Here is a 14,756-nt window from a genome sequence, read left to right as displayed (position 1 = left end):
GAGAGGCCACAGTTTTGTGAGCTTTTATGAACAAACGCTGTACTTCTGCGGGAAATTTCATAGGATCTGGCGCCAGAATTCACGTCATTACAAATTACTCTGAATAATTCAGGTTGCAGGATGGCAGCACGGTCGTGAATGTTTCTGCAGCGGTTACCCTGCCGCTGCCAGGCCTGCAGTCTGAGCTATAACGAGTAAGAAAACTGGCGCTACCTTTCCGGCGTGACGCCAGACAACACTGCAACCGGAGCATTACCGCATGGAACTCGACTACGAAAGTAAACGCCCGCTGTATATCCCTTATGCTGGCCCGATTTTGCTGGAATTTCCCCTGCTGAACAAAGGCAGCGCCTTTAGCATCGAAGAACGTAACGAATTCAACCTCAACGGTCTGCTGCCAGAAGCAGTGGAATCGATTGAAGAGCAGGCGCAGCGTGCCTGGCGTCAGTTCCAGGACTTCAAAAACAATAACGATAAGCATGTCTACCTGCGTAACATCCAGGACACCAACGAAACGCTGTTCTACCGCCTGCTGGATAACCATCTCGAAGAGATGATGCCCATCATCTACACCCCGACCGTCGGCGCAGCCTGCGAACACTTCTCTGAAATCTACCGTCGTGCGCGTGGCGTGTTCATCTCCTACCCTAACCGCGACCATATCGAAGATATGCTGCAAAATGCCACCAAGCAGAATGTGAAGGTGATCGTGGTGACTGATGGCGAGCGTATTCTGGGCCTCGGCGATCAGGGCATCGGTGGTATGGGTATCCCGATTGGTAAGCTTTCACTCTACACCGCCTGTGGCGGCATCAGTCCGGCTTACACCCTGCCGGTGGTGCTGGATGTTGGTACCAACAACCAGCAGTTGCTGAACGATCCGCTCTATATGGGCTGGCGTCATCCGCGCATCACTGGCGAAGAGTATGATGCGTTCGTGAACGATTTTATTCAGGCCGTTAAACGCCGCTGGCCGAAAGTGCTGTTGCAGTTTGAAGATTTCGCCCAGAAGAATGCCATGCCGCTGCTGAACCGCTACCGCGATGAAGTCTGCTGCTTTAACGATGATATTCAGGGCACAGCCGCCGTGACCGTGGGCACCCTGATTGCCGCCAGCCGCGCCGCCGGCAGCCGCCTGTGCGAGCAGAAAGTAGTGTTCCTGGGCGCCGGTTCCGCGGGTTGTGGTATCGCTGAACAGATCATCGCACAGATGAAATCCGAAGGTCTGAGTGACGAGGAAGCGCGTGGCCGGGTAATGATGGTGGATCGCTTTGGTCTGCTCACTGACAAGCTGCCTAACCTGCTCGATTTCCAGAGCAAGCTGGTGCAGAAGAGCGAAAACCTGCAGCAGTGGGATGTCACCAATGATTCCATCTCGCTGCTGGACGTGGTGCGCAATGCGCAGCCCGATATTCTGATTGGTGTCTCTGGCCAGCCGGGCCTGTTCACCGAAGAGATCATCCGCGAGATGCACAAGCACTGTAAGCGCCCTATCGTGATGCCACTGTCGAACCCGACATCACGCGTGGAAGCGACGCCAGCCGATATCATCGCCTGGACTGACGGTGCCGCACTGGTCGCAACCGGCAGTCCGTTCTCGCCGGTGAGCTGGAACGGTAAAACCTATCCGATTGCGCAGTGTAACAACTCCTACATCTTCCCGGGCATTGGTCTGGGTGTGATTGCTTCGGGTGCCAGCCGCGTTACCGATACCATGCTGATGACCGCCAGCCGCGCGCTCGCTGACTGCTCTCCGCTGGTGAATGAAGGTGAAGGCCCGGTGCTGCCTGAGATTAAAGATATCCAGGGTGTATCGAAAATCATTGCGATGGAAGTGGGTAAAGCTGCTCAGCTGGCGGGTGTCGCCGTGGTGACCTCTGAAGATGTGTTGTCACAGGCTATCGCCAACAACTTCTGGCTGCCGCAGTACCGTCATTATCGTCGTACCTCGATTTAATCTTCAGACTGCCGGATTGCATCCGATCCGGCAGTGTTCAAAAAGAGCACAGCCAGCCGGCAGTAACTTGCTTCACAGTGACAGCTCAAGTAGCCTTGTCCCATCTCACTATTCTGACATCGAGTCTCCAGGCGCATGCTGAAACGCGTTTTCATTGGTCTGCTTTTCATCATCTTACTGATGATGGCAACGGCGCTCGGCCTTGATCGCTGGATCAGCTGGAAAACTGCGCCCTTTATCTACGAAAATGTCGCCTCTTTGCCACATCGTCAGGTCGGTGTGGTACTGGGTACGGCGAAATATTATCGCACCGGCGTCATCAATCAGTATTACCTCTATCGTATGCAGGGCGCGCTGAATGCCTACAACAGCGGCAAGGTCAATTATCTGCTGTTAAGCGGTGATAACGCGCTGCAAAGCTATAACGAGCCGATGACGATGCGCCGCGATCTCATCAAAGCCGGTGTCGATCCGGCTGATATCGTGCTGGACTATGCCGGTTTCCGCACGCTGGATTCGATTGTGCGCACCCGCAAAGTGTTTGATACCAACGACTTCATTATTATCACGCAGCGTTTCCATTGTGAGCGTGCCCTGTTTATCGCCTTACAGCTGGGTATTCAGGCGCAGTGTTATGCGGTGCCCTCACCGAAGAACATGCTTAGCGTGCGCTTCCGTGAGGTAGGTGCCCGGCTGGGCGCGCTGGTGGATCTCTTCCTGCTAAAGCGCGAACCCCGCTTCCTGGGCCCACTGGTGCCGATCCCCGCCGTACGCGATGTCCCTGAAGATGCGCAGAGTTACCCGGCAGTGACGCCGGAGCAGCTGCTGGAGCTGGAACAGAAGCTGCGGAAATAGCTCACGCGCTGCGGCTTCTTTATGCTGGTTACTGCTGTGTCGAGGTCTGGCAGTGACGTGCAGGGCTCAGGGAGCATACGCCTTCCGCAAAGATCGCTTTAGCTTTTGTCGCCGTCTGACAGAAGACCATTCCGCAGCGATTTTTAAGCTGACTGCTTATCAGTCTGAATTAGGGTGAATCCAACAGCAATAAATCAGCTCAACGCGCAGGGAACACGGTCAGAAGAGGAAAGCGTCCCACGCCAGGGATGGCGTGGGCCGAGCGTGTCATGGATGACGGCTTTTGCGACTTTCCGATCTGACCGTGTTCCTGCGCATACTCGATCTCACAGCAACGACCCCAGCACTCTCCGCTATAAAAAGCGTTCTGCGGAGGAATGACACGGGCAGATCATTTACTGGCCTTAGCGACTTTCCGATCTGACCGTGTTCCCTTCGCATACTCGATCTCACAGCAACACCCACCACTTCCACATAATAAAAAAGCGACCCGAAGGTCGCTTTATGAGCACTGAAGAAGACTTACTTCTTACGGGAATATTTCAGAGAATCCAGCGCCACGGCGAAGATAATGATGCCGCCTTTAATGATGTACTGCCAGTAAGGGTTGACGCCGATATAGGTCAGACCGTAGTTGATGACGGTGAAGATCAACACACCGGTCACTACGCCCGCCACGCTACCCACACCACCGGCGAAGGAGACACCGCCGACCACACAGGCCGCAATCGCATCCAGCTCATACATAAAGCCAAGGTTGTTGGTGGCCGAACCGATACGACCCGCTTCCAGCATCCCGCCGAAGGCGTAGAACACACCTGACAGGGCATAAATCATGATCAGGTTCAGGTTGACGTTAACGCCTGAGACTTTCGCCGCTTCCGGGTTACCGCCGATAGCAAAAATGTTCTTGCCGAAACGGGTTTTATTCCACAGCACCCAGACGAAAATAATGGCAATCACGGCGTAGAAGGTGATGAACGAGAGCTTGAAATCACCAAAGCGTAAGAAGCCCTGGGTAAATTTCGAGAACCCTGTATCAAAACCGGCAATAGGTGATGCGCCAACAAAGTCGTAATAGAGTGAGTTGATACCGTAAACGATGATCATGGTGCCCAGCGTGGTGATAAATGGCGTTACCTTGAGGTAAGCAATAATCACACCGTTGACCAGACCAATCACGCCGCCGATGATGCACACGGTCAGAATAACCAGTGGAATCGGCACCGTATCCAGCGTCGGGAAGACTTTGTTCGCGTTATCCATCGCCTGCAGCAGCGTCGCGGCGACCACCGCCGCCAGACCGACCTGACGTCCGGCTGACAGGTCAGTACCCTGGGTCACAATCAGACCCGCCACACCCAGTGCAATAATAATGCGCACCGAAGATTGGGTCAGAATATTACTCAGGTTCATTAAACTTAAAAATGAGGGGTCCTGGAAAATAATAATAGCCAGCAATACCAGCAGCACGACATAAATGCCGCCCTCTTTTAACCAGGTTAGCGCATTCTTTTTTGTAGTCGCTTTCATGTTAACAGCCCTTGCTTCATTAAAGGTGTAATGACGCTAAACGCAATATTTCGTTCTGCGTGGTCGTTTTGGTATCAACTATGCCTGCTACCAGACCATTACTCATTACCAGAATACGATCGGTAATGCCTAACAGCTCCGGCATTTCGGATGAGATAATAATGATGCCCTTTTCTCTTTTCGCCAGCTCAGCAATTAACTGGTAAATTTCGAATTTTGCACCAACATCAATACCGCGAGTGGGTTCATCAAGCATCAGGATTTCAGGCTGGGTCAATAACCAGCGGCCAATAATCACTTTTTGCTGGTTACCGCCCGAAAGCGAACCAATCTGAGTATGGTGGCCTGGCGTTTTTACACGCATAGAATCGATCACCCATTGGGTATCACTCTTCATGCGTTTATTATCCAGCAGTCCCATACTGTTTTTATATTTTTTGATATTGGAAATAAGCGAGTTAAAACCAATGTCGAGGAAAGCATAAATACCGGTTGAGCGACGCTCTTCAGTCACCAGCGCAAAACCGTGGTTAATGGCTTCATTGGCGCTGTGATTATTAATCGGTTTGCCATGCAGTTTAATGGTGCCGCCCGATTTTTCGCGAATGCCAAACAGCGTTTCGACGATATCGGTACGTTTGGCGCCCACCAGCCCGGCAATGCCGAGTATCTCCCCTTTACGCAAATCAAATGAGATGTCGCGAATCGATGGCTGACGCAGTGACGTCAGATGACGCACCTCAAGAATCGTCTCGCCTGGCACGTTGGTACGGTCAGGGAAACGCTGGTTCAGTGAACGGCCGACCATCATGGAGATGATCTTATCCATATCCAGCCCTTCCAGCGGCTGAGAGGTGATCCACTGACCATCACGCAGGATAGTAATCTCATCACACAGCTGGAAAATCTCTTCCATTTTGTGCGAAATATAAACAATGCCGCAGCCGCGATCTTTCAGCTTACGAATAATCGTGAACAGGTGATTAACCTCTTTCTCGGTTAACGAGGAGGTCGGCTCATCCATAATCACAATTTTCGCGTCATAGGAAAACGCTTTGGCAATTTCAATCATCTGCATCTGCGATACAGAAAGATTGGCAACTTTGTCGCGCGGATCGATATCAATATCCAGCTCGTCAAAAATCGCTTTGGTATCCCGGTACATTTTATCCTGATCGACAAAGAAGCCTTTGCGCGGATAACGTCCAAGCCACATATTGTCCATCACGGTACGCTGCAGGACCAGGTTTAATTCCTGATGCACCATCGACACGCCATTTTCCAGCGCCTCTTTGGAACTTTTATAGTCGATCTCTTTACCCTGAAACAGGATACTGCCGGTATCTTTTTTATAAATACCAAACAGGCATTTTAATAAGGTGGATTTCCCGGCACCGTTCTCGCCCATTAATGCATGAACAGAGTGAGGCCGCACTTTTAAATTCACATTATCTAACGCTTTAACGCCGGGAAATGATTTTGAGACATCCGTCATTTCCAGCAGATATTCTCGCTGCGCGGTCGTATTATCACTGGCCATATTTTACCTGGCTAAAAAACGGTGGTGACATAAAAAAGGCGCGACAGCGGTCGCGCCCGTAATCGATCTTATTTCACGAACTGAGACAGATTTTCTTTATCAACCGGCACGTAAGGAACGCGGACGATCTTATCAACCATCTTGAAGTTTGTTCCGTCGGTGGCAGCTTTGCCGTTAGCCAGATTGTTGGCAATATCCAGCGTTGCTTTCGCCTGGTTTTCCGCATCGTTCAGCACGGTACCGGCCAGCGCACCGGATTTCACCAGAGCCAGTGCTTCTGGCAGTGCATCGACGCCGAAGACCGGGATTGAGGTCATGTTGTGCGCTTTCAGCGCTTCAACCGCACCCATTGCCATCGCATCGTTGTTGGCAATCACGACTTCGATTTTTTTGGCATTCGGGCCTGACAGCCACGCATCCATCTTATCTTTGGCCTGCGCGGTATCCCACATTGCAGTATCCATCGCTAACTGCTGGGTTTTCAGACCATCTTTGTTCAGGGTATCGATCACATATTTGGTACGGGCTTCTGCATCAGGATGGCCCGGCTCGCCTTTCAGCAGCACGAACTGAATCTGACCATCTTTGTTCAGATCCCACGCTGGTGTGGCTTTCCAGTGCTTCTCAATCAACTGACCCTGAATGATGCCTGACTCTTTAGAGTCGGTACCGACATAGTAAGCTTTGTCATAACCAGCCAGCACTTTGGCGTTAGGTTCTTTGTTGAAGAAGACCACTGGCACGTCGTTGGCACGCGCTTTGTCTACCACCACCGCAGCCGCAGCCGGGTCAACCAGGTTAATCGCCAGCGCTTTCACGCCTTTTGCCATCAGCACGTCAATCTGATCGTTCTGTTTGGACTGGTCGTTCTGTGAATCATTCATCAGCAACTGCACGCCACCGATCGCTTTCGCTTCTTTCTCGATGTCTTTGCGCACCATTGACATGAAGTTGTCATCATATTTGTAAATGGTCACGCCGATACGGGTGTCAGCTGCGTGAGCGGTTGCACCAAACATCATGCTGGCAACCAGTGCTGTAAGCGTGAAAACCTTCTTATTCATGGTATCTCCGGTTTTATTATGCAGGGTCTTTTTAGCGCTACCGCGCCATACAGGCGGGAGAGCAATCGGTAAAACAGATCGGCGCGTTGTGGTTAACGTAATGAGGTTGTTAAGCCATTGAACACCGTCTAAAACCTGACTTCCCTGTGCCAGAATGCTTCCATGAAGAGGGTATAAACCCTTTAACCGGCTACTGAGACCACAACTGATGCCGTTACACTGGCGTTACATAATGTTTCAGTCCGGTAAGACGCTGCCATCATAGTGAGAGCAATGTTAATTAACTGTGAATGTAATCACAGATTGAAAACGGTTACATGGCTGAATCGCCTGAATTAGTGACGGACTCCACATTTTGCCGCTGCGCCACCGAATGACGCCGCACCAGCGTTGGCATAAAGATGTGCGTTGCCGTGTCATCCAGCAGTCCGGCTGCGCCCTGTAGCGCCAGTTCAGTGGCGATTTTTGCCATAGATACAATGGGATAGCGCACAGTAGTTAACTGCGGATCGGTGTAACGGGAAATGGGGATATCATCAAAGCCAATGACAGAAAAATGCTGTGGCACCTGGATGCCGTTGTCTTTCAGCGCAGTGAGTGCACCAGCCGCCATGCCGTCGTTATAGGCAAACACCGCACTGAGGTTGAGATTGCGTCCCAGCAGTTCTACCATCGCCGCTTCGCCGCCCTGCATATCGGGCTCTGCGCTGGCTATCCAGCTCTCCTGGGGCCGGATGCCCTGCTCTGCCATCGCCTGAATCCACCCTTCACGGCGCTGCGCCACATCTTCGATGGGATGGCTGGAACAGAGATAGCCAATGCGGCTATGCCCCTGTTGTAGCAGGGTTCGTGAAGCCATCAATGCACCCGTGACGTTATCCAGACTGACACTGCGGTGTTCAAATCCGGGCACGATGCGGTTAATCACCACCATGCCCGGAACGTGGCGCATAAAATCCGCCAGCTCAGCGTCAGGCAGCGTTTTCGCGTGCACCACCAGGGCGCTGCAACGCTGACGAATCAGCACTTCAATGGCATGACGCTCTTTCTCTTCCTGATGCCAGGAGTTGCTGATTAACACATGTTTGTGCACGCGCTGCGCCACGGTATCCACCGCTTTAACCAGTGCACCGAAGAAGGGATCCGAAACATCCATCACTACCACGCCAATGGTGTCACTGACCTGCGTCGCCAGCGCCTGCGCATTGGCGTTGGGGCGATAGCCCAGCGCTTCTACCGCCTGTAACACGGCGTCGCGGGTGTCAGAGGTGACGGCGCTGCTCTGATTGAGGACGCGCGACACGGTCGCCACCGACACGCCAGCCTGACGGGCAACATCACGAATTGTTATCATGCAGCAGTTCCACAGAGGAAAAATAAGGCATCACGCCGGGTTGAACACCGGCGCTATTTTGTCAGGGGCAGGAGGCGTACAGCGTGAATTGCGTCACATCAATGAAAACGGTTACATACAATTCTGTAACCTTTGTGATGGCGGTCATTATCTGGCGTTGTCAGTGATGCGCGATTTACCGGCTGAGATCAGCGTGAGCCGCCGCCACAGCCACTCCAGCGGACCCTGTGCGAAGAAATGTAACCAGATGAGTGAAAACAGGATATTGATAAGCCAGACCGCAGGCACCATCAGCACCAGCTCCAGCCGGGTGAAGTGCATATAGAAGCCGAAGCGATAGAACAGCGTGGTGCAGATCAGCGACTGCAGCAGATAGTTGGTCAGCGCCATGCGGCCCACGCACTGAATGGCATAGCTGATGCGCCAGCGCGCTATCTGCGGCCAGTAAGCCAGACAGAGCGCGGCATAGCCCAGGCTAATCAGCGGGCTGGCGAGATCGCGCGGGGCTTGCAGATAAAAAGCGGTCCAGCGGAATTCCCAATGTAACAGCCATTGCGCTGCCACACCGGCCACCGCAATCAACAACCCCATCGTCAGCAGCAGCGCCGCCGCCTGACGGTAATGTTGCGCTGAAAACTCGCCAATCAGCCAGCCACTGCGCAGCAGTGCGCCACCGATCATCATCAGGCCCGCCAGCTGCCAGCCATACTGCGCCGCCAGCGCCATCAGTCCTGACGAGAGATGATCCAGCCGGTTCTGTATCGCTTCCCAGCCGCCGGTCAGTTTCCAGTACTGTTCATATTGCAGATCGGCAGCACCTGGCAGCCAGGATCGGGTCGGTTCAGGATCGGAGATTGACCCAAACACCAGCAGAACGCCACAGCCCACCAGATAGAGCAGAATGCCGGTATTCATCAGGCTGCGGGTGGAAGGGACATCGCGCACTACCCGCCAGACCACCAGTCCGATAATGCCGTAGTCCAGCAGGATATCGCCCTCCCAGAGAAAAACGCCGTGCAGAAAACCGATCAGCACCAGCAGTGAGAGCCGGGCAGTCAACCAGCGACTGCCGCGTGGCAGCTGCATTTGCAGACCTGCGCCAAACAGCAGCGCAAACAGGGTGAGGAATTTGAGCTGAGCAAAGGCGTCAGAGATCGCCCATGTCCAGACATCGGACAGGCTGACGCTGCCCTGCCAGGCCGGATTAAGGTAGGCGGCAGAAGGCAGGCCGAAGCCGACAATATTGAGCAGCAGAATGCCGAGAATGGCACATCCACGAATGAAATCCAGCGCGTGATAGCGTTGCATGCGGCACCTGCACCATTGAGGCGGGCAACGTTATGCGCCCGCCGTAGACTCAACTATGGCGCACCGCGCGCAAAAATTCCTGGCGGGTATTCTGGCTGGACTTGAACAGGCCGCCCAGAGAGGTCGTCGTGGTGGCGCTGGTGGCATCTTTTACGCCACGCGCTTTCACGCAGTAATGCACCGCATCAATAGAAACAGCCACATTGTTGGTGCCCAGCAGCGTCTGCAGTGCGACCAGAACCTGCTGCGTCAGACGCTCCTGCACCTGCGGGCGCTGGGCAAAGAACTGCACGATACGGTTGATTTTCGACAGGCCAATCACCTTTTCTTTGGGAATGTAGGCGACGGTCGCTTTGCCATCGATGATCACAAAGTGGTGTTCACAGGTGCTGGTCAGCGTGATATCACGCACGGTCACCATCTCATCAACCTTCATTTTATTCTCAATGACGGTGATTTTCGGGAAGTTGGCGTAGTCGAGACCGGAAAAGACTTCATCCACATACATTTTGGCGATGCGATGCGGCGTTTCCATCAGGCTGTCATCTTCAAGATCCAGATTCAGCAGCTGCATAATCTCGGTCATGTGCCCGGCAATCAGACTTTTACGTGTGTTGTCATCTATATCGCGCGTCGGTGCACGTAACGGCGTTTCCAGTCCACGCGCCAGCAGCGCTTCGTGAACCAGGGCAGCTTCCTGACTTAGGGTGCTCATCTTACTCTTCTCCGGCTGGTGTTGCGCCCGCCAGCTTTTGCCAGCGGGCCCTGTAATCAGGCGCGTATTGTGAAACTTTCTTTGCGGGGAATCCAGCAATCAATCAGATTGGTGATGAAAGCTTTTCACCCGGTTCGCCGCCACACCAGCAGCCCGGCCCAGACCAGGCTAACCCCTGCAACCCACAGGGCAGGCTCCAGCCGATGTAACAGAGCGGTAGAGAGAAAAGAGAGCAGCGGGCCGACCAGTTGTCCGACCGCATAGCCGGTGGTCAGCAGGCCAGCCATGTAGCGCAGATGATTGGGTGCCAGCTCACGGGCGCAGAGCAGCGACAGCTGCACCACGCTGAGGAAACCGCCCCCCACCAGCAGCGCACCGGCCAGCAGGCCGCTAAAGCCTGGCAGCAGCGCCGCGGCAAATACGCCCAGCGCCTGCGCCCACAGCACCAGTGCCAGGCGGACGTGGCTGTGCCCCCAGCGTCGCGTCAGGATCCCCAGCAGGATGCCGATCATCGCCGCGCCGCCAAAAATCGGCCAGACAAACTGCGCGAAGATGCCGTCCGGAAACCGCGTGGCGGCCATCTGCGACAAAAAGGTGGCGGGCAGAATGTAGCCAAAGCCCGCCAGACTGTAACTCAGTACCAGCCGTTTAAGGTTGCGATCCAGCACCAGCGGCTCGGGTGCCTGATCCGGGCGATGCAGTTCGCCCCGACGCGGCAGATTACGGGTAATCAGCGCAATCAGCAGCAGCGCCAGCGCACCGTAAGCGGCCCAGGCCAGACCGGCAGAAACCTGCAATGTGTGCAGCGCTACCCCCAGCAGACCGCTGACAAAAATGCCGCAGCCTGGCCCGGCAAAAACGGCCGCCGACAGCCCTGCCCGGCCATGGCGATGCAGCTGTTCATTGCTCCAGGCCGCCACCAGCACCATCGCCCAGCCGCTGGACCAGCCAATCAGAAAGCGGATTGCGCCGTGCAGCCACGGTCCGCTGGCGAATGCTGAGAGCAGGGTCAGGATCACCGCGCCCCATACGCCCGCCTGCAATCGCAGCTCAACCCGCCGGTGTGCGCGCATGGCATCAAATGAGCCACACAGATAGCCAAGATAATTAAGTGCCGCGACCAGGCTGGCACTGGTGAGTGTCAGCTGGTGTGCCTGAATCATCAGCGGCACCTGGGGCGTAAAGGCAAACCGGCCAATGCCCATCGCGACAAATAAGGTTAAAAACGCGCTGAGCGCGACGCGTAACGCCATTGCTGAACTCCTGTTGTTCTGCCCTGAGATCTCTTCTGACTTGCTAACAGCATGCAGGATGATTAAACTCACGGAAAGTGAATAATTTTAACCAACTTGCTTACAGGAAGAGAAGATATGGATTTAGTTCAGCTGCGTATGTTCTGTTCCGTCGCCGAAACGGGTTCACTGGCGCGCGCAGCAGAACAGCTGCATCGCGTCCCCTCTAATCTCACCACGCGGCTGCGCCAGCTGGAAGAAGAATTAGGTGTGGATCTCTTTATTCGTGAGAAACAGCGCATTCGCCTGTCACCAATGGGCCATAATTTTCTGAATTATGCGCAGCGTATCCTGGCATTAAGTGAAGAAGCGATGAGCATGACCCGCACCGGTGAACCGGCGGGCAACTTTGCGCTGGGCTCAATGGAGAGCACCGCGGCGACGCGTCTGCCCGGCCTGCTCGCCGCCTATCACCAGCGCTTCCCCAAAGTGGCGCTGTCGCTGATTACCGGCACCTCGGGCGAAATCATCGATCGGGTGCGTGAAGGCACCCTGGCGGCCGCGCTGGTGGATGGCCCGGTCTCCCATGACGATCTCAATGGCTGCATCGCCTTTCGCGAAGAGATGATACTGATCACCGGCCTCGATCATGCGCCAATCGCCACCGCGCGCGACGTGCAGGACGATACCCTGTTTGCCTTTCGCAACAGCTGCTCTTACCGGGTGAAGCTGGAGAGCTGGTATCGGGACAGCCAGACCGCGCCCAACAGTGTGATGGAGATTCAGTCCTATCACGCCATGCTGGCTTGCGTGGCAGGCGGTGCGGGCGTAGCGATGATCCCGGCCTCGGTGCTGAAGCAGATGGCGGATCGGTCACGGGTGCAGGCGCATACGTTACCTCCCGCTTATCGCGACACCGCCACCTGGCTGATGTGGCGACGCGACGCCTTTACGCCGAATGTTGAAGCACTGAAGTACCTGATTATTGAACAATTTGACGATCGTCCGCTCAACGATGAGCTGATTTACCCATTACAGGCGGCGGAATAAGCGTTCCACGCTATGTTTAAGAGCCTGACCCACCAGGCTTTGAATCATCACGACCACCCGGCGCCACTGCGCGTCACAATCTGACTGGAAGAGGGATTGCATGAATATGATCAAAACCCGTGCCGCTGTTGCCTGGGCTGCTGGCGAACCGCTGAAAATCGAAGAAGTTGATTTAATGCCACCGCAGAAAGGTGAAGTGCTGGTGCGTATCGTCGCGACCGGCGTCTGTCATACCGACGCCTACACCCTGTCCGGCACCGACCCGGAAGGCGTTTTCCCGGCGATTCTTGGCCATGAAGGCGGCGGCATCGTCGAAGCCGTGGGCGAAGGCGTGACCAGCGTTGAAGTGGGTGACCACGTCATTCCGCTCTACACCCCGGAGTGTGGCAAATGTAAATATTGTCTTTCAGGCAAAACTAACCTCTGCCAGGCGATCCGTACCACGCAGGGTAAAGGCCTGATGCCGGATGGCACCACCCGTTTCTTTAAAGATGGCAAACCCATTTTCCACTATATGGGCACCTCAACCTTCTCTGAGTACACGGTAATCCCGGAGATCTCGCTGGCGAAAATCAGTAAAGAAGCGCCGCTGGAAGAGGTTTGTCTGCTGGGCTGTGGCGTGACCACTGGCATGGGCGCGGTGATGAACACTGCCAAAGTGAAAGAAGGCGACACCGTGGCGATTTTCGGTCTCGGCGGCATTGGCCTCTCTGCGGTCATCGGCGCGAAGATGGCGAAAGCAGGCCGCATCATTGCCATCGACCTTAACACCAGCAAATTCGATCTGGCACGTAAACTGGGTGCCACCGATCTGATCAACCCGAAAGATTACGACAAGCCGATTCAGGATGTGATTGTCGAGCTGACCGACGGCGGCGTGGATTTCTCGTTTGAATGTATTGGTAACGTCAACGTGATGCGTTCCGCGCTCGAGTGCTGTCATAAAGGCTGGGGCGAGTCCGTGATTATCGGCGTCGCCGGTGCCGGTGAAGAGATCTCCACCCGTCCCTTCCAGCTGGTGACCGGTCGCGTCTGGCGCGGTTCCGCGTTTGGCGGCGTAAAAGGCCGTTCGCAGCTGCCTGGCATTGTGCAGGATTACCTCGACGGTAAATTTGCGCTGAACGACTTCATCACCCACACCATGCCGCTGGAAGAGATCAACGACGCCTTTGATTTGATGCACGAAGGAAAATCGATTCGCTCGGTCGTGCACTTTAACAAGTAATCAGGAGGCGTTATGGCATCCACTCTGGAGCTACTGGAAGAACACCGTATTTTTGGCGGCTGGCAACAGCGCTGGCGTCATCAGTCTTTGCTGCTGAACTGCCCGATGACCTTCAGCATCTATCTGCCTGGGCCGCACAGTGATGCGCCGCCGCCGGTGGTCTGGTTTCTGGCCGGGCTGACCTGCAACGATGAGAACTTCACCAGCAAAGCCGGTGCACAACGGGTTGCAGCGGAACTGGGTCTGGTGCTGATTATGCCGGACACCAGCCCGCGCGGCGAAGGGGTTGCGAATGATGAAGGATACGATCTGGGTCAGGGCGCGGGATTTTATCTCAATGCCACCCAACAGCCCTGGGCCAGCCATTTCCGCATGTTCGATTATCTGAGCAGCGAGTTACCCGCCCTGATTGCGGATAACTTCAAGGTCAGTGAACGTCAGTCGATTATGGGTCACTCCATGGGCGGACATGGCGCGCTGATGCTGGCGCTGCGTCTGGGTAACCGCTTTGCCTCGGCTTCCGCTTTTGCACCGATTGTGAATCCGATGCAGGTACCCTGGGGCCAGAAAGCGTTTCAGGCCTATCTGGGCGACGATCGTGCAACGTGGCGGGAATATGACAGCTGCCAGCTGATGGCGGAGGTGTCGCATCGGCTGCCAATGCTGATCGATCAGGGCGACAGCGATCAGTTCCTGGCCGATCAGCTGCAACCGGAGCGGTTACAAGAGGTCGCGAATGAGGTGGGTTTCCCGCTGACGTTGCGCATTCAGCCAGGTTATGACCATAGCTACTTCTTTATAGCCAGCTTTGTGGAAGATCATCTGCGCTTCCATGCGCAGCATCTGCTGGCGTAAACAATCAGGGCCGCAATCGCGGCCCTGAACTTTTATGCCTGCTCTGCTGGCGTAAACAATCAGGGCCG

The 14,756-nt window shown here is 54.8% G+C and carries 12 protein-coding genes; 5 read left to right on the top strand and 7 right to left on the bottom strand.

Annotated elements, in window-relative coordinates; translation table 11 throughout:
* Window positions 1-259: 259 nt before the first annotated feature.
* Together ACO6VX_RS01950 and sanA are read left to right on the top strand one after the other, a co-directional pair.
* Window positions 260-1,957 (top strand): NAD-dependent malic enzyme, encoded by a 1,698-nt coding sequence (locus tag ACO6VX_RS01950; RefSeq protein WP_010248245.1) that lies wholly within the window; start codon window positions 260-262, stop codon window positions 1,955-1,957.
* A 135-nt stretch (window positions 1,958-2,092) separates the two neighbouring features.
* Entirely contained in the window at window positions 2,093-2,812 is a 720-nt protein-coding gene (sanA, locus tag ACO6VX_RS01945; RefSeq protein ID WP_010248246.1) for an outer membrane permeability protein SanA, read from the top strand.
* A gap of 522 nt (window positions 2,813-3,334) precedes the next feature.
* Here the strand turns inward: sanA and mglC are convergent.
* The 7 genes from mglC to ACO6VX_RS01910 form a co-directional block, all read right to left on the bottom strand.
* Window positions 3,335-4,345, bottom strand: coding sequence for a galactose/methyl galactoside ABC transporter permease MglC (gene mglC / locus ACO6VX_RS01940; protein WP_010248248.1), 1,011 nt, complete (start codon window positions 4,343-4,345; stop codon window positions 3,335-3,337).
* A gap of 19 nt (window positions 4,346-4,364) precedes the next feature.
* On the bottom strand, window positions 4,365-5,885 hold the full coding sequence (gene mglA / locus ACO6VX_RS01935) for a galactose/methyl galactoside ABC transporter ATP-binding protein MglA (protein WP_010248250.1): 1,521 nt from the start codon (window positions 5,883-5,885) through the stop codon (window positions 4,365-4,367).
* 68 nt (window positions 5,886-5,953) lie between these two features.
* Window positions 5,954-6,949, bottom strand: coding sequence for a galactose/glucose ABC transporter substrate-binding protein MglB (gene mglB / locus ACO6VX_RS01930; protein ID WP_010248252.1), 996 nt, complete (start codon window positions 6,947-6,949; stop codon window positions 5,954-5,956).
* Window positions 6,950-7,262: 313 nt separating this feature from the next.
* On the bottom strand, window positions 7,263-8,303 hold the full coding sequence (galS, locus tag ACO6VX_RS01925) for an HTH-type transcriptional regulator GalS (RefSeq protein WP_022625039.1): 1,041 nt from the start codon (window positions 8,301-8,303) through the stop codon (window positions 7,263-7,265).
* 147 nt (window positions 8,304-8,450) lie between these two features.
* Entirely contained in the window at window positions 8,451-9,611 is a 1,161-nt protein-coding gene (yeiB, locus tag ACO6VX_RS01920; RefSeq protein WP_010248256.1) for a DUF418 domain-containing protein YeiB, read from the bottom strand.
* 49 nt (window positions 9,612-9,660) lie between these two features.
* A complete protein-coding gene (gene folE, locus ACO6VX_RS01915; protein ID WP_010248259.1) occupies window positions 9,661-10,326 on the bottom strand; it encodes a GTP cyclohydrolase I FolE in 666 nt (221 codons plus the stop codon).
* Between the two features lie 125 nt (window positions 10,327-10,451).
* The gene (locus ACO6VX_RS01910; protein WP_010248262.1) at window positions 10,452-11,579 is read right to left on the bottom strand and encodes a YbfB/YjiJ family MFS transporter; all 1,128 of its coding nucleotides are present in this window, start codon (window positions 11,577-11,579) and stop codon (window positions 10,452-10,454) included.
* 117 nt (window positions 11,580-11,696) lie between these two features.
* Between ACO6VX_RS01910 and ptrR the strand changes: the two genes are divergently transcribed.
* The 3 genes from ptrR to fghA all read left to right on the top strand — a co-directional run bounded on the left by ptrR (window position 11,697) and on the right by fghA (window position 14,688).
* Window positions 11,697-12,608, top strand: a complete 912-nt coding sequence (ptrR, locus tag ACO6VX_RS01905) for a putrescine utilization regulator PtrR (protein WP_010248266.1) — start codon at window positions 11,697-11,699, stop codon at window positions 12,606-12,608.
* 100 nt (window positions 12,609-12,708) lie between these two features.
* Window positions 12,709-13,833, top strand: coding sequence for an S-(hydroxymethyl)glutathione dehydrogenase/class III alcohol dehydrogenase (locus tag ACO6VX_RS01900; RefSeq protein WP_010248270.1), 1,125 nt, complete (start codon window positions 12,709-12,711; stop codon window positions 13,831-13,833).
* 12 nt (window positions 13,834-13,845) lie between these two features.
* Window positions 13,846-14,688, top strand: coding sequence for an S-formylglutathione hydrolase (fghA, locus tag ACO6VX_RS01895; protein WP_346440673.1), 843 nt, complete (start codon window positions 13,846-13,848; stop codon window positions 14,686-14,688).
* Window positions 14,689-14,756: the final 68 nt, after the last annotated feature.

The sequence above is a fragment of the Pantoea sp. BJFS-204 genome (assembly GCF_049310725.1).
In the GTDB taxonomy this organism is placed as follows: Bacteria; Pseudomonadota; Gammaproteobacteria; order Enterobacterales; family Enterobacteriaceae; genus Pantoea; species Pantoea agglomerans.
The sequence above is the reverse complement of the archived record's forward strand: the minus strand, read 5'-3'. Positions and strand labels throughout refer to the sequence as shown.